The sequence below is a fragment of the Lacinutrix venerupis genome, assembly GCF_001971745.1.
GTDB lineage: Bacteria > Bacteroidota > Bacteroidia > Flavobacteriales > Flavobacteriaceae > Lacinutrix > Lacinutrix venerupis.
The window spans coordinates 552,944-577,358 of the sequence record NZ_CP019352.1; the positions used below are offsets into that span (position 1 = coordinate 552,944).

The window sequence follows — 24,415 nt, forward strand, 5'->3', positions numbered from 1 at the left end:
ATAACATTTAAATAGTATGAATTTAAAAAGAAAATACCTGCCTTTACTTTTAGGTGCAGCAATTGCAATAGGTATTTTTATTGGTGGTTCATTAGATTTTAACGATAAATCCGATAGTTTATTTACTTCTAATAGTAAAAAAGATAAGCTTAATAGACTTATAGATTATATAGATCATGATTATGTAGAAGACGTAAATACAGATAGTATTGTAGATGTTACTGTTAATGGAATTTTAGAGAATTTAGATCCTCATTCTGTATATATTCCTAAAGAAGATATGCAAAGCGTAGCAGAAAACATGAAAGGCGACTTTGTAGGTATTGGTATTAGTTTTTATACATTTAAAGATACTATTACAGTAATTAGAACTATAGAAAATGGACCAAGCGAACGTGCAGGACTTAAAGGCGGAGATAGAATAATTACTGCAGATGGCGACTCCCTTTTTGGCAGAGACTTAAGTAATGGAGATTTAGTTAAAAAACTTAAAGGTTTAAAAGGAACAGACGTTACTTTAGAAGTAGTTAGAAAAGGTTTTGATAAACCACTAAAATTTAAAGTTAAACGTGGAGTTATTCCTATTGTGAGTGTTGATGCTGCATACATGTTAACCAATAATTTAGGTTATATAAAAATTAATCGTTTTGCAGAATCTACTTATAAAGAGTTTAAAGCGGCATTAACAAAGTTAGAAAAAGCTGGTGCTACAGAGATTGCTTTAGACTTAAGAGATAATCCAGGTGGTTTTTTAGGAGTTGCAGAAAAAATAGTAGATGAGTTTTTGGAAGACGATAAACTTATTTTATTCACAAAAAATAAAAGAGGTAAAGTTGAAAAAAGTTTTGCTACAAGTAAAGGCTCTTTTGAGGATGGTAAAATTTTTGTTTTAATAGATGAGAACTCTGCTTCTGCAAGCGAAATAGTTGCTGGCGCTTTACAAGATAATGATAAAGGTACTATTGTAGGACGTCGATCTTACGGTAAAGGTTTGGTGCAACGAGAAATGCAGTTGGGAGATGGTAGTGCTGTAAGATTAACCGTTTCAAGATATTATACACCAACAGGTCGCTCGATACAACGCTCTTACGAAAATGGAAATAGCAGCTATTTTGATGATTATTACTCCAGAAAAGTTAGCGGAGAATTGTTAGATGAAGAAAAAATAGAAATTGCAGATTCGCTAAAGTTCACAACGCCTAAAGGAAAGGTGGTTTATGGTGGAGGTGGTATAATTCCAGATGTTTTTGTGCCTTTAGATGAAGGTATGCAAAATGAGACTATAACCTTTTTATATCGTCGAGGTTTTATAAATAACTTCGCTTTTGAATTATTAGAAAAAGACAGAGATGCTTTTAAAGATATAACAAAAGAAGATTATTTAGTAAATTACGAAATAACAGATGAGGTGATTGAAGAATTTCAAGACTTTTTAAACGTAAAACGAAAAACTAATATTGTTTTTGTTGCTTATAAAGAAGAAGCAAAGCTTTATATTAAGGCTGCAATTGCAGACCAATTATACGGTAATGGTGCTTTTGAAGAAGTCTTAAACTTGGGAGATAATATGGTAAACGAAGTAATTAATTTAAGCTTAAATAAAGATTCGTTAAATTAAATTTTATCGTGTATTTTAGTTTGCTTTCCATTGTTCCAAAGTGTTAAAATATCTGTTGCAACATGAGCTCCACTTCCAGATGCTATTGCAAATTGACTGCGCCATCCAGCTAAAGTTCCAGCAACATATAGATTTTCTTCAATTAAATGATCGGTATTTTTAAGCCAAACTCTATCTTTTTCTATAGCAGCTTTTGGATGCGGTTCAATAAAATCTTCTAGGCCTTTTATAGAGATTAAGCTAGTATACCCAACAGCTACAACAACTCGTTTTGTGTTATAGTTGTTTTTGTTTGTGGTTACTACAAAACCTCTAGATGTTTTAGAAATTTCCGTTACTTTTTCATTGTCAATTTGTGAAACTTCAGGATACAAATTTTTTAAATGCTGAGTTCCTTCAGTTAAAATATCTTTTCCTAAGGTGCCAGGTTTTAAGCCTAAAACATTATTAAATAAAGCATTTTGTAAATGAGATGTTTTTTGGTGAGTAATAATGGCTACTTCTTTGCCTTCTGCAAATGGTTTTTTTAAACCTGAACCTAAAATTAAGGCGCAAGATAAGCCTGCAGCGCCACCACCAATAATTAAAGTATCTAACATTTATCCTCTGCTTTTAGTTTCAATTTTTTTAGAAATTCTTAAAATTTGAAGTAATAAAATAGCACAAAGCGCAGCAATAATTGTAATTAAAGCTATCATACTTTCTCCTTTAAAAAGAGCATTAAAATCTAATTTTGTTGCATTGTAAACTATTAAGGCAATAGCTATAATGTTAAGTATTAATGTAAATATTTTCATATTTATATTTTTTGTTTTTAAATTATTATGAGCAGGGCGCTATTAAAAAGTATTTATAATTTTTATGGGCCCGTTATATAATGTAAAGTTACGTAAAAAGAATTTTAACGTTCGTTGCAAACAGTTTAATTGCAATGGCTAAAAGTATAACGCCAAAAACTTTTCTAATAATACTAATTCCATTTTGTCCTATAAGACGTTCTATTCTGCTAGATGTTTTTAAAACAATAAAAATTAAAAGTACGTTAAGAAGAACGGCAATAATAATATTACCAGTTTCAAATTCTGCTCTAAGCGATAATAAAGTTGTTAAACTACCTGGACCAGCAATTAATGGAAACGCTAATGGAAATACAGACGCAGTCATTGGGTTTGTATCTTCCTCTTTATATAGTGTTATTCCTAAAATCATTTCTAAAGCAATAAAAAATAAGATAAAAGAACCAGCAACCGCAAAAGAACTTACATCTATACCAATAAGATTTAAGATACTTTTTCCTAAAAATAAAAAGGCAATTAAAATTATTCCAGCAATAATTGATGCTTTTTCACTTTGTATATGTCCTGCTTTTTTGCGTAAGTCTATAATAATTGGAATGTTACCAATAATATCTATTACTGCAAATAGTACCATAAAAACGGTAAATATTTCTTTAAGGTCAAAATTAAAATTCATAATTTGTTTTTTTCTTTTTGAAGACTCGAAACGTTTTATATATTCTTCAAATTTTTTCGTAAATGCTTTATTAACAGTTAAAAACTGTTATTCTCAAATTTTCGGCAAAAGTACTTCTTAAAAGGAGATTTCCAATATTAAATTAACATTAATTTATTGCTAAAGTTTATTGTTTAAAAGTTGAATAATTTCGCATTATCTTTGTGCTATTATTCTAGATTATAATAATTATGTTCCAATTAGGTAAAACAATAGTGTCTGAATCTATTATAGATAACGATTTTGTGTGTAACTTATCGGCATGCAAAGGCGCTTGTTGTATAGATGGTGATGCCGGAGCTCCTTTAACAGAAGAAGAAGCTAAGATTTTGGATGATATATATCCAAAAGTAAAGCCTTTTTTAAGGCAGGAAGGTATAGATGCTATTGAGGCTCAAGGCACTTCTATTATAGCAGACTTTGGAGAGCTTGAAACACCATTAATAGATGGAGCAGATTGTGCTTACGTTATTTTTGATGAAAAAAACACAGCATTATGTGCTATAGAGGAAGCTTATAATCAAGGAGAAGTATCTTGGAAAAAGCCTGTTTCTTGTCATTTATATCCAATTAGAATAAAAGATTATACAGAGTTTTCTGCTGTTAATTATGATAAATGGGAAATTTGTGATGATGCTTGTAGTTTAGGGAAAGAATTACAGGTTCCTGTTTATAAGTTTGTTAAAGAGGCTTTGATTAGAAAATTTGGAGAAGATTGGTATGCTGAACTTGAAAAAGTTGCAGATAATATGAAATAGTTATTATGCTGTTTTTAAACCATGAATTTCTCTAGTTGGTATTTTTATAACAACTTTAGTTCCAGAAGGAATGTTATTTTCGTGCAAGTCTTCTATATATAGTTTATATGAATTAGTGTAGTTTTTAGAAAAATTTTCTAAACGTTGCTTGGTTAACTCTATACCTACAGATTTTCTTTTTAATAATTTATTCTTTTTAATTTCTGCGGCAGCTTTTCTTCCAATACCATTATCTGTAATAGTTATAGTAATGTAATCTAAAGACTCTTTTGATATGTAAATAGTCATAGTTTTATCTTCTTTTTTAGACGATAAACCGTGCCATAAAGCATTTTCTAAAAAAGGTTGTAATACTAAAGAAGGTACTTTTATATTTTTTGTATCAATACCTTCTTCTACAGAGCGGCTGTAATTTATTGTGTTTGAAAATCGAATATTTTCAATATTCATATACAAATCCATAGTTTCTAATTCTTCATACAAAGAGATTTCTTTTTCGGTAGAGGCAATTAAAATTTTACGAATAAGCTTAGAAAATTTATTAAGGTAATAAACAGCGTTTTCCTTTTCGTTGTTAATAATATATAATTTAATAGAGTTTAAAGAGTTAAAAATAAAATGAGGATTCATTTGGTTTCTTAACATGTCTTGCTCTAAGGTAAGAATTTTCTTTTCATGTTTTAGACGCTTGTGTCTGTTTAAAAAAAATGCTCCTAAAGATAATAGTAATATTACAATAAAAGCAGCAATAGCCATGTTTCTATTTTCTTCTAATTTTAAATTTGCAACTTCGTTTTGTTTTGCTAAAAACTTTATTTGGTCGTTTTTCTTTTCGGTTTCGTATTCCGAACGAACACTGCTAACGTATTGTGCATTTTCTTTATTAATAATGCTTTGTTCTACTTTAACGGCTGTTCTATATTGTTTTAAAGCTAAAGCTGTGTTTCCAAGTTTTTCATTTAAAGAGGATAATTCTTTATTGGCATTTGCAATAGCCGAAGTTAAATTATATGCTTCTGCAACGGCTAATCCTTTTTCTAAGTTTTTTTTCGCTAAAGTGTTTTTACCTAATTGACTTTGTGCCCAACCAAGTGTTGTGTAAGCAGAAGCGATATAGAATTTATCTCCTTTTTCTTCGGCTAAAGCAATTGTAGGTTCTATTATTGCTAGGGCTGCTTCTGGCTTATTTTGCTTCACATAGATAGCGCCAATACTGTTATTGCAAATTATTCTACCAATGTCTGAATCTATTTTTTCGTTATATTTTAAAGATTTAAAATAACTATTTAAGGCATAATCAAGTTTGTTGTGAGCTTCGTAAACAGCACCAATATTATGATGGTTTATGGCTAAACCAAGATTGTTTTTATTTGCAATTTCTATAGCAAGAGATTTATTAAATTCTTGTAAAGCATGGTCGTATTGTCTAATACTTAAGTAAATGTTTCCCATGCTGTTGTGGCTAACTGCTATGCTCTTTTGTATGCTTTTAGATTTGTTTTTTTGAGACTCTGCAATAGATAAAGCTTCTTGATGGTAGTCTAGAGCTGGCCTAATTTTGTCTTGTCTTCTTGCAACAACTCCTAGCATATTTAAACTTACAATTTCAAATTCTATTAAGTTGTTTTGTCTAGAAGTAGTTAAAGCGTTATTTAAAACTTGATTTGCTTTTTCAAATAACGATTTATTTCGGAATTGTATACCTAAAGCAATATTGGCAAATGCTTCACCTTGTTTATAATTTGCGGTAACACTTTTTTGCAAAAGTGTTTTCATTTTAGTGGTGTCGTATTTGTTTTTATAGATAGCATATTCTAAATCTCCATAGTTTTTATGGTTTACTTTAATAATACTATCTGCAAATATTTTAAAATCTACTTTGTCTTTTTGTGCATGAGAAAATGTAATAAAACACAACAGTAGAAGTAGTGTTATGTAGTTTTTTTTATGAAGAAAAATTTTAACCATCATTAATATTATAGTTTTTCTAAAAAGCTAGATTTCCTTTGTCTAGCAACAGGTATTTTATGGTTAGATTCCATAATAACATAACCGTCAGTTTTTAGGAATTCTTTAATTTTTGAAAGGTTAATTACGTATGAATTGTGGATTCTAAAAAAATCTCCTTCAGGTAATAGTGCATTAACTTCTTTTAATTTTTTTGTTACTAAAACCTTTTGCCCATCATTTAAAAATATGGTGCTGTAGTTTCCATCGGACTCTGCAAAAAGAATATCTTCAATATTTAAAAATAGAAGTTTACCATCTGTGTTAATGGTTATTTTTTTCTTGTTTTTTGTATTGGTAAAATTAATTAGTATGTCTTCAATTTTATTAGAATTTACAATCCTGGATCTAAACTTTTTAATTTTAGAGATGGTTTCTTTTAAATCGTCAAAATCTATAGGTTTTAATAAATAATCTAGTGCTTCGTTTTTAAGAGCTTTTATAGCATACTCATCATAAGCTGTAGTAAAAACAACAGCAATATTTTTTTGATTAAGCTGTTCTAAAAACTGAAAACCATCCATGGTTGGCATTTGTATATCTAGAAAAAGACAATCGGGAGTGTGTTTACTTAAATAAAGTAAGGCATCTTCTGGTATAGAAAAAGTTTTAACAATTTCTATTTCATCTCTAAAATTCTTGAGTTCCCAACTTAAACCTTGTATGGCTTTTGGTTCATCATCTACAATAACAGCTGTAAGCATTTAAAAAAAATTATATTATAAATATAAAACATAAAATAGACATGGTCTTTATTTAATGTGTAAGTGGTAAATATAGATGTGTAAATAGTGTAATTTAATGCTTTTTAGGCGATTGTTTTTATTGTAATTATAGTGTTACAAACCAATTATACAAAATATTAAGCCAATTATACATTATCATGTATTTTGTTGTGCTTAGAAATTATCTTTATAAAATATTAGTTTTAATTATTTAACTAAATATAAGTGAAAGTTAAGGGATTCACTTTAATAAATTATGCTATTAGTTCTTATAGAAAACCAGGTTTATCCTGGTTTTTTTATTTTAAAAACATTCTTAAACTAGAATTTAATAATTGTCTTTTTCTATTTAAAGATTTAAAATTGGAAGCTATTAATATTAAAAACTAAAAATCTTAGTCTTCAATTTTATTTCAATTAGTTTTTTATTACTTTTTTTAAGAGTAAATCCCTTTTTTTTAAAAAAAGTAAGAATGCTTATTTTACTGCTGTTAACAAAATATTATAATTTTAAAACACTAATAATCAGTGTTTTAACAAAAAATCTTAAAAACACCCTAAAACAAAGGGCTGTGCCGTTTTGTTAAAAACTTGTTGAAAACGTTTACCGAATGCCCTTTCTTTTTATGGTACAATTCTCAATCTTTGTTGAAGGAAAAAAAGAGTATAATTTCTACAAATCTTATTGTTGATATAGAAATAGAAAATGCACTTTTTTTAAGATAACGCACCATTATACTCCTTTTTTTTAAAAAGGAAATTTTAAAACAATTTACGGATTAACCATTAAAGATTGAATGATGCCAATCATTCTTGTGTCACTTTAGCTATTAATATCAAAGAATATGGAGATTACACAAATTATTAAAAGAGATTACGAAACAAGCCCATTTGTTTTAAATAAAATTTCTAATGCTATTGAAAAAGCAATGCTGTCTGTAGGAAGCGGAGGGAAAGAAGATGCAAACACTATTTCAGTAAATGTTTTACAAACACTTTTAGAAAGAAAGGAAAAAGATTATAAATACATTCCAACGGTAGAGCAAGTGCAAGATCTTGTAGAAGAAAAACTAATGGAAAGTGCGTTTCATGATGTTGCAAAAGCCTATATTTTATATAGAGACGAGCAAGCAAGAAATAGAAAAACAAATATTTTTGAAAAACGTATTAATCTTAAACCTTATGAGTATCCAGAACTTAACGAATATGTAGATGCTATTAGGCATTCCTACTGGATTCATTCAGAGTTTAACTTCACTAGTGATATTCAAGATTTTAAAACAAGGTTAACCATTGTAGAGCAAAACGCAATTAAAAATACAATGCTTGCAATTTCTCAAATAGAAGTTGCAGTAAAGAATTTTTGGGGAGAGATTTACAATAAAATGCCAAAACCAGAAATAGGTTCTGTAGGTGCTACTTTTGCCGAAAGTGAAGTGCGCCATCAAGATGCATATTCTCATTTGTTAGAAATATTAGGACTTAATAACGAGTTTAAAAATATAAAGAAAAAGCCTGTAATTATGCGCCGTGTGCATTATTTAGAAACGGCTTTAAAAAACTCTAAAAGTGATGATAATAAAGAATACGCAGAAGCTGTTTTATTATTCTCATTATTTATAGAACATGTGTCTTTATTCTCTCAGTTTTTAATAATAATGGCGTTTAATAAGCATAAAAATATGCTTAAAGGAGTGTCAAATGTAGTAGAAGCGACTTCTAAAGAAGAGCAAATTCATGGAGATTTTGGAATCGATATTATTAGAATAATTAAAAACGAAAATCCAACTTGGTTCGATGAGACTCATGCTGCTCAAGTTCAAGAATTATGTAAAGAAGCTTTCGAATCTGAAAGTAAAATTATAGACTGGATTTTTGAAGCAGGAGAATTAGATTTCTTACCTAAAGCTGTTATAAATGAATTTATTAAAAACCGTTTTAATAATTCTTTACAAAGTATAGGTATTGAAAAAGTATTCGAAATAGACGAAAAATTAGTTGAACAAACCGAATGGTTTGACGACGAAATTATAGGAACAAAACACGGAGATTTCTTTGTGAAACGATCTATAAACTACAGCAAAAGAACAAAAAGTATAACTAGCGACGATTTATTTTAAAATGAAAAACGAAACACAACAAAACATCGAGGCAAACGTAAGCCAGGAAGCAAAAGCTTCAAATTACGAAGAATTAATTAACGCTAGAAAAGAAACCATTAAAGAAGCTGGTAAACAACCAGAAATAAAATGGTTAACAGAAAATAGTCGTAAGTTCTTGTCTTCAGGTTACCTAACAGAAGGTACAACACCAGAAGAGCGTATTAGAGAAATAGCAGAAAGAGCAGAAGCAATTTTAAAAATTGATGGTTTTGCAGATAAATTTTATGGGTATATGGCAGAAGGCTATTATTCATTAGCATCACCAGTATGGTCTAACTTTGGTAAAAGAAGAGGTTTGCCAATTAGTTGTTTTGGTTCGCATATATCAGACGATATGGGAGACATTTTATACACCCAATCTGAAGTTGGAATGATGTCTAAACTAGGAGGTGGTACTTCTGGTTACTTTGGTAAGTTACGCCATAGAGGAGCTCCTGTTAAAAACAATGGAGAATCTTCTGGAGCAGTACATATTATGCAGTTGTTCGAAAAAATGGTAGATGTTGTAAGTCAAGGTTCTGTAAGAAGAGGTCGTTTTTCTCCTTACTTACCTATAGAACATGGTGATATTGACGAGTTTTTAGAAATAGGAACAGAAGGAAACCCAATCCAAGAATTAACACACGGTGTAACTGTTGGTAATAAATGGATGGAAGAGATGATTGATGGTGACCAAGAGAAAAGAGCTATTTGGGCAAAAGTATTACAACGTAGAGGAGAAATAGGTTACCCTTATATTTTCTTTAAAGATAATGCTAATAATGCTGCACCAGATGTGTATAAAGATAAGAACCATGAAATTTACGCAAGTAATTTATGTTCTGAGATTATGTTGCCAACTAACGATAGATGGTCGTTTGTTTGCGTATTATCTTCTATTAACTTATTACACTACGATAAGTGGAAAGATACAGATGCTGTAGAAACAATGGTGTACTTCTTAGATGCTGTTTTAGAAGAGTTTATTACAAAATTAGAAGTATATAGAGATTCTTCAAGCAGAGACGACCAGCAAACATTCTTGTTTATGGAAAAAGCTTATAATTTTGCAAAAGAAAATAGAGCTTTAGGAATGGGAGCTTTAGGATGGCACTCATTATTACAATCTAAAATGGTTGCTTTCGATAGTCAAGAAGCATTTAATTTAAATAGCGAAATATTTAAAACTATTGAAGATAAATCTAAAAAAGCATCCCAAGAGTTAGCAAAATTATTTGGTGAGCCAGAAGTATTAAAAGGTTATGGTAGACGTAATACTACCTTAAATGCTGTAGCACCAACAACATCTTCTGCATTTATTTTAGGACAAGTATCGCAAGGTATCGAACCAATTTGGTCTAACAGTTATGTAAAAGATATTGCTAAAATTAAAACAACTATTAAAAATCCATTTTTAGTAGATTTATTAGAAGAGAAAGGATTAAATACAACAGAAATCTGGAAAAGTATTCGTGATTACGATGGTTCGGTACAACATTTAGAAGAACTTACAGACCACGAAAAAGATGTCTTTAAAACGTATTCTGAAATAGACCAGATGAGTATTATTTATCAAGCAGCAAATAGACAAAACCATATAGATCAAGCACAGTCTTTAAATATTATGGTACACCCAGATATGCCAGTGAAAGACATTAATAAGCTTTATATTAATGCGTGGAAATTAGGTGTAAAATCTTTATACTACCAACACAGTATGAATGCTGCACAAAAATTTAAGCAAAAGAAAGAATGTACTAGTTGCGAAGGTTAATTAGTAATTTCTATAAATAAAAAAAAGCCTAAAATTTAATTTTAGGCTTTTTTTATTTACTTAATACATCAATTAATTCGATGCCATCATAGCAAAAAACTTATCGATATTAGGAAGTAAAACAATTCTTGTTCTACGGTTTCTTGAACGTCCTTCTCTAGTATCATTATCGGTTAATGGTTGGTAGCTACTTCTACCAGAAGCAATAAGTTTTTCTGGAGCTACACCAAAGTCGTTTTGTAATTTTCTAACTACAGAAGTGGCTCTTAAAACACTTAAATCCCAATTGTCTGTAACCTTAGCAGTATTAATAGATCTAGAGTCTGTATGACCTTCAATCATTACATCTAAGCTAGGCTCAGAGTTTATAACATCGGCAAGTTTTTGTAAAATTTTATCTGCTTTATTGCTAATGCGGTAACTTCCGCTATTAAATAACATTTTATCAGAAATTGAAATCATAACAACAGTTTGGTCTATGCTTATAGCTATATCGTCACTTTCATCTAAATCTGTAGTGTCAACAAAACGTTTTAAATTTAATGATAAAGCAAGGTTCATAGAGTCTTCCAGTGTATTATAATATTTAAGTACATCTGGGCTAACTTTACTTAAGGTTTTGCGCATGCCAACTTTTGCTTCTTCAGAAACAACAGCTTTATTACCTACGGCATCAAATTTTGTGTAATTTTCTTCTGTTAAGCTTCCTACTTCGTCTGTAAGAGTGTTAATCTTAGAATTATACTCGCTAACTCGTGCTTCAATTTTAGCAAATTTAGCTTCAAGTTCTTCTTTCTCTACTTGTGTTTTAGTTAGTTGGTTTACAACCTCACCTTTTTCTTGTTCCAAGGCAACGTATTTCTTTTTAGAAACACAACTTGATAATGTAATAAAAGTGATTAGTGTAATTGCAATGTTTTTCATATTTAAGTTTTAAGTTTAACTAATAACAAATACGAGGAAACAATTTATATGGACTTTACACTTTAGTGTTTTATAATTATTTTAACGTTTAAATGCAAAAACCTCGAATATTCGAGGTTTTTGTATAGTTATTTATGTTTGTTCTATTCTTCTTCGCTTAATCTTGCTGGAGGAACAGAACTATCGTGTGCATCGTGATACTCTTCTAAAAGATTCATTGTTGCAGTTAATAGATCTTTAGTCTCCAATAATAAACTAAAGTATAATGTAGTGTTTTTTGGACTAGATTCTTCTGTTCTAGTTCTAGAAACTTGCATCGAGATTTTGTCTTTAACTAAACCAAAAAATTCATTCTTACGGTCTATAATACTTCCAATTTCTTCAAACGAACGAGAGTTGAACGCCTTTTTAGTATCGGTAAAAAGCGATTCTAAAGTTTTGTCTATTTCCTTTAGCTCTTTTACTTGGCTAAATTTAAGCTTTTTATGGTTGTTGTTAATATGCTTATGGCTTACTCTAGAAATGTATTCTAGAGATTGCGTAATGTCTTGTAAATGACCAAGAATATTAATGTAAAAATTACTTGCTATAACACTGTTATCGTCTAAGTTTTTAATGAAATAGAATATATTGTCGCGCAAATCGTCCACTTCGTCAGAAAGTTTTGAAACTTGCTTTTTATTCTTTTTTAGCATCGCTAAATTTTGCTTAGCTAAACCATCAATAGCATTTGTATAAATACGATTACCTCTTTTTACAACATTAGCGATATTGTTTGCACTTTCATGTATAACACCTTGAACAGAGCTGCTTTCGGCTTTAACCAATTGGTCTTCAGCTTTAGACATTTTAGCTTTTTTGTTATGTGCAAAATAGTTTCTTACTAATAGCGCAATTGCTGTTAATAGTAAGATAGGAAACATTACTTTAATATTTAAATTCAATAAAAAAGCAATAATTGCAGCGGCAGAAAAAGCTATAAAAGCAGTAAAAAACCAACCTCCAATTACATTTATTACACCAGCAACACGATACACAGCACTTTCTGCTCCCCAAGCACGATCTGCAAGAGATGTTCCCATGGCAACCATAAAGGTTACATAAGTAGTTGATAATGGCAATTTCATAGAAGTTGCTATAGATATAAGTACAGCAGCAACCATTAAGTTAACTGCAGCACGAACCAAATCGAATGCAGGACGATCTTCTTCCTTTGTAGATAGTGGTATCTCTGGCTGAGTAAATTGTTTTTCTATAACCTTTTGCCAAGAATTTGGTAGAATATAAGATGTTGCTTGAGAGGTTAAAACTGCAAATCTTACAAAATATCGAGATAAAAAATTTGGTTGAAAACGCTCTTTAGTACTAGACTGGCTAGATAAATCTATAGATGTTTTAACAACATCCTTTGCTTTACTAGAAAACCATAATGTACCTACCATAATCATTCCTGCAATTAGTAATAAATACCATGGTGTTTCAACTTTTCCACGTAAAAACTCCATACTAAAAGCATCTGCTGCAATACCAGAAGCAGACCAAACTTCGTAAGATTTTAAAGCAGTAATTGGTACTCCAATAAAGTTTACTAAATCGTTTCCTGCAAAGGCTAATGCAAGTGCAAATGTACCAACTAGTATAATTAATTTATAGATGTTTATTTTTAATAAAGCAGTAAAAATATAAGAAACAATAGACCAAAAAAGTAAACTTATTACAACAATATTTAAAACATGCGACTCTAAATAATCTTTTATAGTTAAGCCTTCAGTGAAAGAGTATGTTTCATCTGCAAAAGGAGTACCTTTAATTCCTTTTATAAAAATGAAATAAGTTATAGAAGTTAAAGCTATGCCTCCAAATACAGCACCAATCCAATGTGCTTTTTGTTCAAAATTGTAAGAAAGTAATAATCTTGAAACCCATTGTATTAAAGCTCCTATTGAAAATGCAACTACTACAGAAAGTAGGATACCAATTATAATTTCTGTGGCTTTAGAAGTGTTTATATAGTTAACAATATCAAAAAACTCTCCATTTTCACTATATACTTTTAGTAATGCCATTGCTACAGATGCACCAAGTAATTCGAAAACTATAGAAACAGTTGTTGAGGTAGGCATTCCTACAGAGTTAAAGAAGTCTAACAATAGAATGTCTGTAATCATGACTGCTAGAAATATAATCATGATTTCATCAAACATAAACTGCCCAGGATTAAATATACCTTTTCGGGCAACCTCCATTAATCCGCTAGAAAATATTGCTCCTACAGCAACACCAACACTAGCAACTATCATTATTGTTTTAAAGGAAACAGCTTTAGAACCTATAGCCGAATTTAAGAAATTAACAGCGTCATTACTAACTCCAACTACTAAATCTGCAATAGCTAAAAGGGCCAAAGCTATAACTATAAATAAGTATAAATTATCCATTAATTGTCTTCAATTTTTTAAACAAATTTCACATTTTAAATTGAATGCTATGTTAATTTAATGTTATGTTCTATTCCTTTTTTATAGAAATAAATAGTGCTATATAGCCTTTATAAATATGATATTAACTGATGAATAACTCTATTTAATTAAAGCGACCAAATTTAAAACACTGACAATCAATAAAATACGATCCAATGTTAATTTAATGTTATGTAAATGTTGCTTAAATGTAAAATTAAATGTATATTTGTTAAGTAATTATTAATTAATACTTTAAAATTTAAACAAATGAAAAATATATTAGCACTTATATTAATGTTTGCCGTAAGTTTTACTTTTGCGCAAGATGTTAAACCAAAATTTGAAAAAAAAGGAAATCAAACTGAAGCTACTTTTTACCATGATAATGGAGAAGTTGCACAAACAGGTTTTTTTAATAAAGACAATAAACTTGAAGGAACTTGGACAAGTTTTGATGCCGAAGGTAACAAAGTAGCAGTTGGAAAATATGATAATGGCATTAAAGTTGGAAAATGGTTTTTTTGGAATAAAGAAACATTAAAAGAAGTAGATTATTTAAATAATAATATTGCAAGTGTAAGCGAGTGGGAAAATAAATCTACAGTTGCTATACGTGATTAAGTTATAACTTATACAATTAAAAAAGCTCCAAGAATATTCTTGGAGCTTTTTTATTATAAAATCTATAAGTGTTTAAAACTTATAACTATAACTTAAAGATAATTCTCTTCCAGGATTTCTTAAAGAAAAAATCTGATCTTCTGCACCAAAAGATTCGTAAAGGCTTTCTCTTTCGTCTCCTAAAATATTATTTACTTTAAAATCTATTGCAGACCTTCCATCTTTACCAAACGTTTTGTTTAATGTAAAGTTAAAGCTGTTAAAAGGTTTTGTGTAAACATCTGGTATGTCTCCTGTACCAACAACCTCTAAAGTGCTTCCTTGAACATTGTAAAATAAACCAGCTCTAAAACCTTTGTCGCTATTGTTATAATCTAATCCAGCGTTAATAAGGTATGGAGATTGACCTTGTAAATCACGAGTATCGTCTATAGTTTCTCCAGTTCTAGCATTACCAAGTCTACGGTTATATTCTTGCTCAGTCATTTGTGATTTAGAACTAATTACCGAAACATTTGCATTAAATTTAAAATTTTCGAAACCATTAGAAATGAATCCTAAATTCTGTCTAAATTCAATTTCACCACCAATAACTTCTGCATCACCTAAATTAGCAACAGTAAGTTGGCTTGGATCTTGTGGAAAGAAAGTTAATTCTATAGGATCTGTAAAGCTTTTGTAAAAACCACTAATCGCAAACATTTGACCTTTTTCTCTAAATAACTCATACCTAACATCAAAGTTGTTAATGTAAGTTGGAACAATTGGATCGAAAGTTTTGTTATCTAAACCACCAATAAAAAATCTATTAGTAATAGGATCAAAAATTTCTGCAGTAGATGCTTCTTTAAAAGAAGGTCTTGCAGTTGTACGTGAGTAAGATGTTCTTAAATTAGATTGCTCTGAAAGTGCATAAATTAAATTTGCAGAAGGGAAAAAATCAAATTCATCTATAGTTTTTAAACCAGTTACAGCTTCCTCATCTACAATTCCAGTATAATATAAATTAAATTGCTCAGTTCTTAATCCTAAAATTACTTTAAGAGCTTCTGTAGCATTAAACTCATTAGAAATAAACATAGAGGCTACGTTATATTCTCCTTCATAAGAGTTTTTAGGTTGAAAAATATTATTAACATCTAAGTATGTTCCTTCTCCAGTAGATGGAGTCCAAATGTTCTCTTCGGTTAATAAAGTATTTACGTCTCCATTTTCTACAATAGGAGATGTTGTTTCAAATATATATTGATCTGAGTTAAAATCACGATATTTAAATGTGTAACCACCACCAAATTTTAATTTAGCTGGTTTACTAAACAGTTCGTATTTTTTCTCGGCTTTAGCATTTGCTACCCAACTTTCTTCAGAAAGGTTTCTCCAAATACGTGTAGGGTTACCAATAGCACTAGGATCTATTTGATATTGAATGTCTGCACCAATATCAACAATTCTTAATGGTGTTACTCTATGGTCTTTATCTTGTACAGAGGTAAATGAAGGAGAAAATACCCAGTCCATATTCCATCCAGAATTAGCATCTAATATATGGTCTCCAACAAAAGAGAAATTAGTAATAGAGCGTTGTGTATATAATAGCTCATCTCCAGTACCTGTAATAAATGCTCCACCTGCATTATCCTCACTAACTTTTAAATCGTAAACACCAGCAGAAGATTCTCCATTTTGAATATGTAAACCTGTTAACTTAAACTTAGAGTTTTGTGTTTTAAAAGTTAAACCTAAAAGTCCATTCATTGTAACTTCGTTATGCCCAGAAGATCCTTTAACAGATCTATCTAAACCTAACTCGTTTACAGAAGGATCGAAACGGTTTTTAATGTAAGTACCGTCTTCTCTATCTTCGTAAAACGTAGTGTTGTTTTTGTAAGAAAAAGAGGCTTGGTATCCTAGTTTATTAGTGTCGCTAACCTCGTATTGGTTACCTAATGTAAAACCAAAATTATAATTTGGATTACTTGTTTCTGTGTCTGCTCCTAATTGAGAGTCGAAACGTTTTGTAAGTGATGTTAACAAGATTTTGTTATCAAAAGTACCAGGAATAGGTTGGTATCTATTTATTTTACGGTTTCTTTTTCCGTTATCAAAACCTAAAAAATCTGTTTTACTTCCTTCGTAAGTTAGATAATTGTCTTTTAGGTGCATATCTGGATTATATGCAGTTCCAACAGAAACAGAATATTCTGCTTTAGTAGGAAAATCTTTAGTAACTATATTTACAATACCACCAGTAAAATCTGCTGGATATTCTGCAGAAGCAGATTTTAATACAATAACATTATCTATAATATTTGTTGGAAAAATATCCATTGGTATTGTATTTCTATCTGGATCTAAACCAGGAATATCAACACCGTTTAATATAGATTTTGTATAACGGTCTCCTAATCCACGAACATAGACATATTTTCCTCCTTGTACAGAAACTCCAGGTACACTTTTAACAGCAGCTGCTATATCTCCAGCTCCAGTTTTTTTAATGCCTTGAGACGAAAGACCGTCTAACATAACAACAGATTTTTTTTGAAGACTTAAAACAGCCGCTTCTGTATTACGTTTTGAAGATGCAGTTAATACAACTTCTTCTAATGCGTTTTCAGAAGGATTTAATGTTACTTCTAAATCTGTAACGTTGTTACTAGTAACTTTTACATCAGTAATTTCTTGGGTTTGATAACCAACAAAAGAAAAAACTATAGTGTAGGTTCCAACTTCAAGATCTAGATTGTATTTACCATCAAAATCTGAAGTGGTTCCATTAGCAGTTCCTTTTACCAAAATATTTGCAAAAGGCAAAACATCATTAAATTCTCCATCCATTACTTTTCCAGCTACTTGTCCAGATTGAGAAAAAGCGACAGCTGTTATAAGAAATAAAAAAAGAGAAAGTATGTTTTTTATATTTTTCATTTTTGAAATATATTTTAAAAAAATACTGCTCATACCCATACTTAGTAGGTTATGAGCAGTATTTTTGATTATAGGTTTTTATTAGAATCCTAATCCACCTGCTGTATTAGCATAAGTCCAGCTAAGGTTAGCTGTGTTAGCTCCGGTAGTTTGAGAACCTTGAGCAACAGCTGTAGCTTCAGTTCCATATCCAGGAGTAGCTACAGATCCATTATTTACAAATATATCTCCAGCAGCATTAACACCTGTTGGTAATACCACTTGCCAGTTGCTAAATGATACTAAACCATTGTTGTAGTTAGTTGCTACACCATCGTTATCTAATTCAACATCTGCAGATGGTCCAAAACCATAAGCATAAACATTGTTTGTTGCTGCTTGAGCATTACTTCTATAATCAGCATATTCAGATCCTACATCACCGTTACCAATCATTGTTAAGTTGTTTATTGTACAAGCTCCATTTAATGTTCCTTCAGGTCCATCAATTTCTAATCCATGATCAGAGTTAGCACCTAATACAACAACTGCGTTGTCAATAGTTCCAGAGTAAGCTTCATCAACATCAAGAGCATCATCTCCAACAGCCCAAACTAATAAGTTAGAAGCGTTTACTGTTCCTCCAAAAAATTCGATTCCATCATCTTTATTTCCAATAACTTCTACATTGTCAATAGTTGTTCCAGATCCTACAGAACCAAGAGTTAAACCGTTGATTTCGTTTTCTGCTCCTAATAAAGAACCTCCATGACGGATAGAAACATATTTTAAAATTCCAGAGTTATCATCATCAACTGCAGGACTATCTCCAGGACCATATAATCCAAAAGAATCACTTGCAGGAATTCCTTCTATTTGTCTTTCTGTAACGTTACCAGCAAAAGAACCAGAAGCTCTACCTAATACAATAACACCTCCCCAAAGACCAATGTTATTTTCATTTAAATTAGTTCCAGAAGTAGAACCAATTTCAATATTATCTGATACTGAAGTGAAAATAATTGGTTGTGTAGCAGTACCTTCTGCAATAAGTTTTCCTCCTCTAGCAACAATTAAAGCAGAAGATAAAGATCCTGTACCAGCTGTTCCTTTAATTATTGTTCCAGGCTCTATAGTTAAAGTTACTCCTTCTTGTACAACAACCTTTCTATCTAATATATAGCAATTGTCTGCTGTCCAAGTTTCGTCTAAGGCAATTCCTCCTGTTTTTGTAATACAATCTGCATTACCTTCAGATCCAGAGTTGTTATTATTTATTATAGTTGTTTCTTCTACAATAATAGGCGTGTCGTCATCTTGAATACATCCTGTTAAGGCTAATGCGCTAATTGCTAAAGCAGATAATAATAGATTTTTCATTGTATTGTTTGTTTATAGTTTTAGTTTTTGATTTTCGATGCAAAGAAACAAACAACTTCAAAAGTTTAGGTTAAGAAAAGGTTACAGGTACATAATTAAAAGGTTAGATTAATGTTATATAAAGGTTACTAATTTTTTAAAGAGGAAACATTAAATTAACATGAGTTTATATATCTTGCAGACACTTAATAATATATTATGAATTGGGAGCAATTACTTTCGTTAAAACGTTTTGGAGATACTAATAAAAGGTTGCGAAAAGAACAAGATGAGACACGCTTAGGTTTCGAAGTAGATTATGATCGTATTATCTTTTCGTCAGAATTTAGAAGCCTTCAAGATAAAACTCAAGTTATACCACTATCTAAAACCGATTTTGTCCACACACGTTTAACCCATAGCTTAGAGGTTAGTGTTGTTGGACGTTCTTTAGGAAGACGTGTTGGACAAAAACTTTTAGAAAAACATCCACATTTGCAAAATATTCATGGTTACCAAGCACATGATTTTGGAGCTATTGTTGCAGCGGCAGCTTTAGCACATGACATAGGAAATCCACCATTTGGTCACTCTGGAGAAAAAGCTATTGGAGAATTTTTTAGATCTGGAAAAGGAAAGATTCATAAAGAAAATTTAAACGAAAAAGAATATCAAGACTTGTGTGATTTTGAAGGAAATGCAAATGGTTTTAAAATTGTTACACAAAGTAGAGTTGGTAGAGAAGGAGGTTTAAGATTAAGTTATGCAACTTTGGGTGCTTTTACTAAATATCCAAAAGAATCACTTCCTAAAAAACCAAGCAAACATATTGCAGATAAAAAATATGGTTTTTTTCAAAATGAAAAAGAAGCTTTTTTAGACGTTGCAAAAGAGTTAGGTTTAGAAAAAAGAAGCGATACAAATATTAGTTTTGCGCGTCATCCTCTTGCTTTTTTAGTAGAAGCTGCCGATGATATTTGCTATACAATAATAGATTTTGAAGATGGTATTAATTTAGGTTTGATTCCAGAAGCATTTGCGTTAGAGTATTTAATTAATTTAGTTAGAGATAAAATTAAAACAGAAAAATACCATTCTCTATCTAATACTGAAGACCGTATAAGCTATTTAAGAGCATTAGCAATTGGAGCTTTAATAGATGAAGCTATTGAAATGTTCATGAAAAACGAAGAGGCAATATTAGCAGGAACTTTTAGCGAGGCATTATTAGATAAAAGTAAATACGAAGCACAAATTAATGATATAATAAAACTAAGTGTCGAAAAAATATACCAATCTACAGAGGTTGTAGATAAAGAAGTTGCTGGTTATGGTGTGCTAAATACATTGTTAGAAACTTATACTGTTGCAGTAAATAATTGTTTTAATAACACAGCTTCAAACTACGATAAACTTATTTTAAAAGGATTACCAAAGACTATAAAAACAGATCATAAAAATTTATACGAGAGATTATTAAGTGTTTGTCATTATATATCTTTACTAAGTGATAGTCAGGCAATTATTCAATATAAAAAAATAAAAGGATTTAGTTTTTAGAAATTAAGAAATATACTATGAAAAAGAAAATTATTATTTTAACATCTTGCGTTTTAGTTTTAGTTGCGTTTTTTACATTAAATAATGTTAAAAATCAAGATTATAAAGAAAACAATCTTGTTAAAAAAACTCACAAAAAAAATCTAGATAACAGTCCTTTTAAAGAGGTAATGAAACTTACAAAACCTCAAAGAAAGGCAGCAGGATTACCGCCAAATAAATTTTATGAGCAAGAATGGGAGCTAACAATGAATCCTGTTTTAGGAAGGCCAACCTTTGAAAACTTAAAACAAATAAAAGAAAACCAAATTGCAAAAAGAGAAGCCTTTTTAGCTTCTGCTAGAGTTCCTGGTGATGCAATAGATAATAGTTGGATAGAAAGAGGTCCAAATAACGTTGGAGGAAGAACAAGAGCTATTATGTTTGATCCTAATGATACAACTAATGAAACACTTTTTGCGGGAGGTGTAAGCGGTGGTTTATGGAAAAATACTAAAATATCCGATCCAAATACAGCTTGGACAAGAGTCGATATTCCAGAAAATTTAGCAGTAAGCTGTATTACTTACGATCCTAACAATACAAATATTTTTTATGTTGGAACTGGAGAGTCTTATGTTGGAGGAGATGTTAATGGTGATGGTCTTTGGAAGTCTATAGATGGAGGCGATACTTGGGCAAAAGTTCTAGGTGGTATTTCTGGACCGAGTACACAAGAGGCAATTGTTAATAATATAACTATTAATTCACCAAGTGGAATAGCAGGCGATTATTTGTCTAATCCTACAAGTTTTTTTGGCCCAGAAATTACTTCTGTTATTTCTGCAGAGTTAATTTTAGCTAATGGAACAGTTCCTTTTACAGGTACTAATGGAGAAACTTCTACAAATGCTTTAGAAGGTTGTGGACCTTCAACCATTGACATGACAGGAAAAATAGCTTTAATACGTAGAGGTACTTGTACATTTATAGAAAAAGTAAAAGCAGCACAAAATGCTGGAGCTATAGGAGTAATTATAATGAATAATGTTGACGAACCATTAATAAACATGTCTGGAGATGATAATACTATAACAATTCCTGCGGTTATAATCTCTCAAACAGACGGAGATATTATTGAAGCTGCAGTTAATGCTGGTGTTGTTACAGGTTCTTTAAATCCACAAATGGGAGAGTTTAACGGTCTCTTGGTTCCTGGAATACAATTTATAAATGATGTTAAAGTTAGAGATAATGCTGGTGTTTCAGAAGTTTATGTTGCTGCTGGAGATAGTTTTTATGGAGAAGCTAACGTTCCAAATTATTTAACAGGTACAGAATTTGGCTTATATAAATCTGTAGATAATGGAATAAACTGGACAGAAATAGCTTTGCCTTTAACTACAGAAGGGAATAAACATTGTCCTAACGATATAGAAATAGGAGCAGATAATAATGTATGGGTTTCAACAACAAATAGTACTGTTTTTAATAATGGTGGAGGAAAAATATTTCGTTCGGCAGATGGCTCAAGTTTTACATTAGAGAGAACAGTACCAAATGCTATTAGAACTCAAATAGCAGTATCTTCTACTAACTCAGAAAAAGTTTTTGTTTTAGCTCAAGGAAGCACTGATGCAAGTCCTGTAATTATGGAAAAAACAGAAAACGGTTTTTCTACAAGCTCAAATTTAACATTGCCTAATGATGCAGATACAGGAATAGATGCTAACGACTTTACTAGAAGTCAAGCCTTTTATAACTTAATGTTAGAAGTAGATCCTAATAATGATAATGTTATATTTACTGGAGGAATAGATTTGTTTAAATCGGCAAACGCAGGAATAAGCTGGGCGCAAATATCTAAATGGTCTAATAATAATAATCTTTCGGCATTAAATATACCTCTTGTTCATGCCGATCAACACGCAATGTCTTTTGCAAATGGCTCATCATCTATAGTAGCTTTTGGTAATGATGGAGGTGTGTATTTTTCTTCAGATGCTGGTACAACATCCAGTTCTAGAAATAACGAATTTAATACAGCGCAATTCTATACCGTAGGAGTTGGACCAACTACAGCCTTTACTGGAGATTATTTTGCAGGAGGATTGCAGGATAATGGAACGCAATTATTTGCAAATGCAAACCCAAATCAACCAGATGCAGCAACCGAAATTTATGGAGGAGATGGAGCACATACGTTTTTCGATCAAGATGGAACAGATAGATACGTAATAAGAAACTTTGTATATAATATTGGTATTAATCTTTATAATTTAGATACAAATGCTAGCATAACCATTAATAGTGAAAATGAAAGTAATGGGTCTTTTGTAAACCCACAAGCTTTAGATTCCAATTTAGATATTTTATATTCTAATTATTCTGCAAATGGTAATAGTATAATAAGACGCTATTCTGGTATAAAATCTCAATCAACAGTTTCGGCAACAAACTTAACAAATGCAGAAATGGATTCTGCGCCAACAGCTTTAACAGTTTCTCCTTATACAACAGATTCTTCAACACTTTTAGTTGGAACAATTTTAGGCGATGTATTTAAGATAGAAAATGCAAATGAATCTAACCCAGTTTTCACCGAAATAGAATTAAACAATGTAATAGTGGGTAGTATTTCAGACATAGAATTTGGTCAATCTGAAAACGAAATTTTTGTAACTGTGCATAATTATGGTGTGCAAAGTATTTGGTATACAAATAATGGAGGAGCTTCATGGCAAGCAAAAGAAGGAGATTTGCCAGATATGCCGGTTAAAACAATACTTCAAAATCCATTAAGTTTAAACGAAGTAATTATTGGAACAGAATTAGGCGTTTGGTTTACAAATAATTTTTCTGATGCTAATCCAACATGGAATCAGGCTTTTAATGGCATGTCTAATGTAAAAGTTTTAGATTTAGATTTAAGAGATGACAATATGGTATTTGCGGCAACTTATGGTAGAGGAGTTTTTTCTGGGCAATTTACATTAGATGCTAATGGAGACGAGGATGGTGATGGTGTGTTAAATGGTGTAGATAATTGTTTAAATACAGCAAATGCAGATCAGTTAGATACAGATGGAAATGGAATTGGTGATGCATGTCAAGATACAGATCAAGATGGAATTATAGATATTAACGATAATTGTCCAACAATTGCTAATCCAGACCAAGCAGACACAGATGGAGATGGTGTTGGTGATGCATGTCAAGACACAGATAACGATACTATTTTTGACGATGTTGATAATTGCGTAAACATTCCTAATACAAATCAAACCGATACAAATGGTAACGGAATAGGAGATGTATGTGATACTAGTTACACAAACGCAGATAATATTTCTTTAGAAATAATATCAGAAACATGTGTTGGTGAAAACAATGGTAAAGTTGTAGTTAATGTAAACGAAACTTATGTTAGTTATATTGCAACTTTAGTTGGTAATGGCTTAAGTCTAACACAATCTTTTACTGATAATAGTTATACTTTTTCAGAGCTTCCAGTAGGAACTTATTCTGTTTGTGTTTCTGTAGATGAGGTAGGTGTTGATTACGAACAGTGTTTTGAAATTAATATTGAAGCAGCAGAGGTTATTGAATTAGAAATAGTAAATAATACGTTAGATTCTAATGTTATAAATGTAGATGTAAGTAGAGGTACAGCACCATACACAGTATTGTTTAAAAACGAAGTTATTAAAATAACAAGTAATCCAATATTCGATATCGAGGTATTAGGAACTGGAGACTTAGAAATTAAAACAGCTAAAGCTTGTGAAGGGACATTTAAAACAAAAATAGAGCATGTTTTAGATATTATTGCAAGCCCAAATCCTGTAATTAATGATCTTAAAATAACATTACCAAATACTATAAATCAATCAGAAATTAATGTTCAGGTTTTTAATGTAAACGGTAAGTTAGTTTTAAATAATAGCTATAAAATTAATAAATCTAATTTCATAGAGATTCCTTTTGCTAACTTAAATTCAGGAATGTATTTTATTAATCTGAATTTAGAAACTAAAGAAGTTATTAAAATAATTAAAAAATAAAGGA

At 30.6% G+C, this 24,415-nt stretch carries 16 protein-coding genes; 7 read left to right on the plus strand and 9 right to left on the minus strand.

The features are described from left to right. Positions 1-16: 16 nt before the first annotated feature. A complete protein-coding gene (locus BWR22_RS02445; protein WP_076731851.1) occupies positions 17-1,618 on the plus strand; it encodes a S41 family peptidase in 1,602 nt (533 codons plus the stop codon). Here the strand turns inward: BWR22_RS02445 and BWR22_RS02450 are convergent. The 3 genes from BWR22_RS02450 to BWR22_RS02460 all read right to left on the minus strand — a co-directional run bounded on the left by BWR22_RS02450 (position 1,615) and on the right by BWR22_RS02460 (position 3,091). Next, positions 1,615-2,217, minus strand: coding sequence for an FAD-dependent oxidoreductase (locus tag BWR22_RS02450; protein WP_076731852.1), 603 nt, complete (start codon positions 2,215-2,217; stop codon positions 1,615-1,617). The genes BWR22_RS02445 and BWR22_RS02450 overlap by 4 nt on opposite strands. Further along, positions 2,218-2,415, minus strand: coding sequence for a hypothetical protein (locus tag BWR22_RS02455; RefSeq protein WP_076731853.1), 198 nt, complete (start codon positions 2,413-2,415; stop codon positions 2,218-2,220). Positions 2,416-2,503: 88 nt separating this feature from the next. Further along, on the minus strand, positions 2,504-3,091 hold the full coding sequence (locus BWR22_RS02460; RefSeq protein ID WP_076731854.1) for a MarC family protein: 588 nt from the start codon (positions 3,089-3,091) through the stop codon (positions 2,504-2,506). Between the two features lie 230 nt (positions 3,092-3,321). Here BWR22_RS02460 and BWR22_RS02465 point away from each other — a divergent pair, with 230 nt between their 5' ends. Then, positions 3,322-3,888: a DUF3109 family protein gene (locus BWR22_RS02465; protein WP_076731855.1), complete on the plus strand. Its 567-nt coding sequence runs from the start codon at positions 3,322-3,324 to the stop codon at positions 3,886-3,888. 3 nt (positions 3,889-3,891) lie between these two features. On the opposite strand, the gene BWR22_RS02470 is transcribed toward BWR22_RS02465, so the two are convergent. Together BWR22_RS02470 and BWR22_RS02475 are read right to left on the minus strand one after the other, a co-directional pair. Then, complete coding sequence (locus BWR22_RS02470; RefSeq protein WP_156875560.1) at positions 3,892-5,859, minus strand: tetratricopeptide repeat-containing sensor histidine kinase; 1,968 nt, start codon at positions 5,857-5,859, stop codon at positions 3,892-3,894. Between the two features lie 5 nt (positions 5,860-5,864). Continuing rightward, complete coding sequence (locus BWR22_RS02475) at positions 5,865-6,599, minus strand: LytR/AlgR family response regulator transcription factor (protein WP_076731856.1); 735 nt, start codon at positions 6,597-6,599, stop codon at positions 5,865-5,867. Between the two features lie 866 nt (positions 6,600-7,465). On the opposite strand from BWR22_RS02475, the gene BWR22_RS02480 reads away from it, so the two are divergent. After that, positions 7,466-8,740 carry a ribonucleotide-diphosphate reductase subunit beta gene (locus tag BWR22_RS02480; RefSeq protein WP_076731857.1) on the plus strand — a complete coding sequence of 425 codons (1,275 nt, stop codon included), beginning with the start codon at positions 7,466-7,468 and terminating at the stop codon, positions 8,738-8,740. A gap of 1 nt (position 8,741) precedes the next feature. Beyond that, complete coding sequence (locus BWR22_RS02485) at positions 8,742-10,535, plus strand: ribonucleoside-diphosphate reductase subunit alpha (protein WP_076731858.1); 1,794 nt, start codon at positions 8,742-8,744, stop codon at positions 10,533-10,535. A 72-nt stretch (positions 10,536-10,607) separates the two neighbouring features. Here the strand turns inward: BWR22_RS02485 and BWR22_RS02490 are convergent, their stop codons facing one another. Then, positions 10,608-11,459, minus strand: a complete 852-nt coding sequence (locus BWR22_RS02490; RefSeq protein ID WP_076731859.1) for an OmpA/MotB family protein — start codon at positions 11,457-11,459, stop codon at positions 10,608-10,610. A gap of 143 nt (positions 11,460-11,602) precedes the next feature. After that, entirely contained in the window at positions 11,603-13,897 is a 2,295-nt protein-coding gene (locus BWR22_RS02495) for an inorganic phosphate transporter (protein ID WP_076731860.1), read from the minus strand. A gap of 291 nt (positions 13,898-14,188) precedes the next feature. Here BWR22_RS02495 and BWR22_RS02500 point away from each other — a divergent pair, with 291 nt between their 5' ends. Continuing rightward, positions 14,189-14,542 carry a toxin-antitoxin system YwqK family antitoxin gene (locus BWR22_RS02500; protein ID WP_076731861.1) on the plus strand — a complete coding sequence of 118 codons (354 nt, stop codon included), beginning with the start codon at positions 14,189-14,191 and terminating at the stop codon, positions 14,540-14,542. A 72-nt stretch (positions 14,543-14,614) separates the two neighbouring features. On the opposite strand, the gene BWR22_RS02505 is transcribed toward BWR22_RS02500, so the two are convergent. Further along, complete coding sequence (locus tag BWR22_RS02505) at positions 14,615-17,470, minus strand: TonB-dependent receptor (protein ID WP_076731862.1); 2,856 nt, start codon at positions 17,468-17,470, stop codon at positions 14,615-14,617. 81 nt (positions 17,471-17,551) lie between these two features. Further along, a complete protein-coding gene (locus BWR22_RS02510) occupies positions 17,552-18,829 on the minus strand; it encodes a hypothetical protein (protein ID WP_076731863.1) in 1,278 nt (425 codons plus the stop codon). Between the two features lie 198 nt (positions 18,830-19,027). Here BWR22_RS02510 and BWR22_RS02515 point away from each other — a divergent pair, with 198 nt between their 5' ends. Beyond that, entirely contained in the window at positions 19,028-20,368 is a 1,341-nt protein-coding gene (locus BWR22_RS02515) for a deoxyguanosinetriphosphate triphosphohydrolase (RefSeq protein WP_076731864.1), read from the plus strand. A 17-nt stretch (positions 20,369-20,385) separates the two neighbouring features. Continuing rightward, positions 20,386-24,411, plus strand: coding sequence for a thrombospondin type 3 repeat-containing protein (locus tag BWR22_RS02520; protein WP_076731865.1), 4,026 nt, complete (start codon positions 20,386-20,388; stop codon positions 24,409-24,411). Positions 24,412-24,415 lie beyond the last annotated feature (4 nt).

Bases quoted from the DNA above. Each gene is read 5' to 3' on its own strand.
- BWR22_RS02515 (WP_076731864.1), top strand. From the start codon at position 19,028: ATGAATTGGGAGCAATTACTTTCGTTAAAACGTTTTGGAGATACTAAT.
- BWR22_RS02465 (WP_076731855.1), top strand. From the start codon at position 3,322: ATGTTCCAATTAGGTAAAACAATAGTGTCTGAATCTATTATAGATAAC.
- BWR22_RS02445 (WP_076731851.1), top strand. From the start codon at position 17: ATGAATTTAAAAAGAAAATACCTGCCTTTACTTTTAGGTGCAGCAATT.
- BWR22_RS02495 (WP_076731860.1), bottom strand. From the start codon at position 13,897: ATGGATAATTTATACTTATTTATAGTTATAGCTTTGGCCCTTTTAGCT.
- BWR22_RS02450 (WP_076731852.1), bottom strand. From the start codon at position 2,217: ATGTTAGATACTTTAATTATTGGTGGTGGCGCTGCAGGCTTATCTTGC.
- BWR22_RS02520 (WP_076731865.1), top strand. From the start codon at position 20,386: ATGAAAAAGAAAATTATTATTTTAACATCTTGCGTTTTAGTTTTAGTT.
- BWR22_RS02485 (WP_076731858.1), top strand. From the start codon at position 8,742: ATGAAAAACGAAACACAACAAAACATCGAGGCAAACGTAAGCCAGGAA.
- BWR22_RS02505 (WP_076731862.1), bottom strand. From the start codon at position 17,470: ATGAAAAATATAAAAAACATACTTTCTCTTTTTTTATTTCTTATAACA.
- BWR22_RS02500 (WP_076731861.1), top strand. From the start codon at position 14,189: ATGAAAAATATATTAGCACTTATATTAATGTTTGCCGTAAGTTTTACT.
- BWR22_RS02470 (WP_156875560.1), bottom strand. From the start codon at position 5,859: ATGATGGTTAAAATTTTTCTTCATAAAAAAAACTACATAACACTACTT.
- BWR22_RS02490 (WP_076731859.1), bottom strand. From the start codon at position 11,459: ATGAAAAACATTGCAATTACACTAATCACTTTTATTACATTATCAAGT.
- BWR22_RS02455 (WP_076731853.1), bottom strand. From the start codon at position 2,415: ATGAAAATATTTACATTAATACTTAACATTATAGCTATTGCCTTAATA.
- BWR22_RS02460 (WP_076731854.1), bottom strand. From the start codon at position 3,091: ATGAATTTTAATTTTGACCTTAAAGAAATATTTACCGTTTTTATGGTA.
- BWR22_RS02510 (WP_076731863.1), bottom strand. From the start codon at position 18,829: ATGAAAAATCTATTATTATCTGCTTTAGCAATTAGCGCATTAGCCTTA.
- BWR22_RS02475 (WP_076731856.1), bottom strand. From the start codon at position 6,599: ATGCTTACAGCTGTTATTGTAGATGATGAACCAAAAGCCATACAAGGT.
- BWR22_RS02480 (WP_076731857.1), top strand. From the start codon at position 7,466: ATGGAGATTACACAAATTATTAAAAGAGATTACGAAACAAGCCCATTT.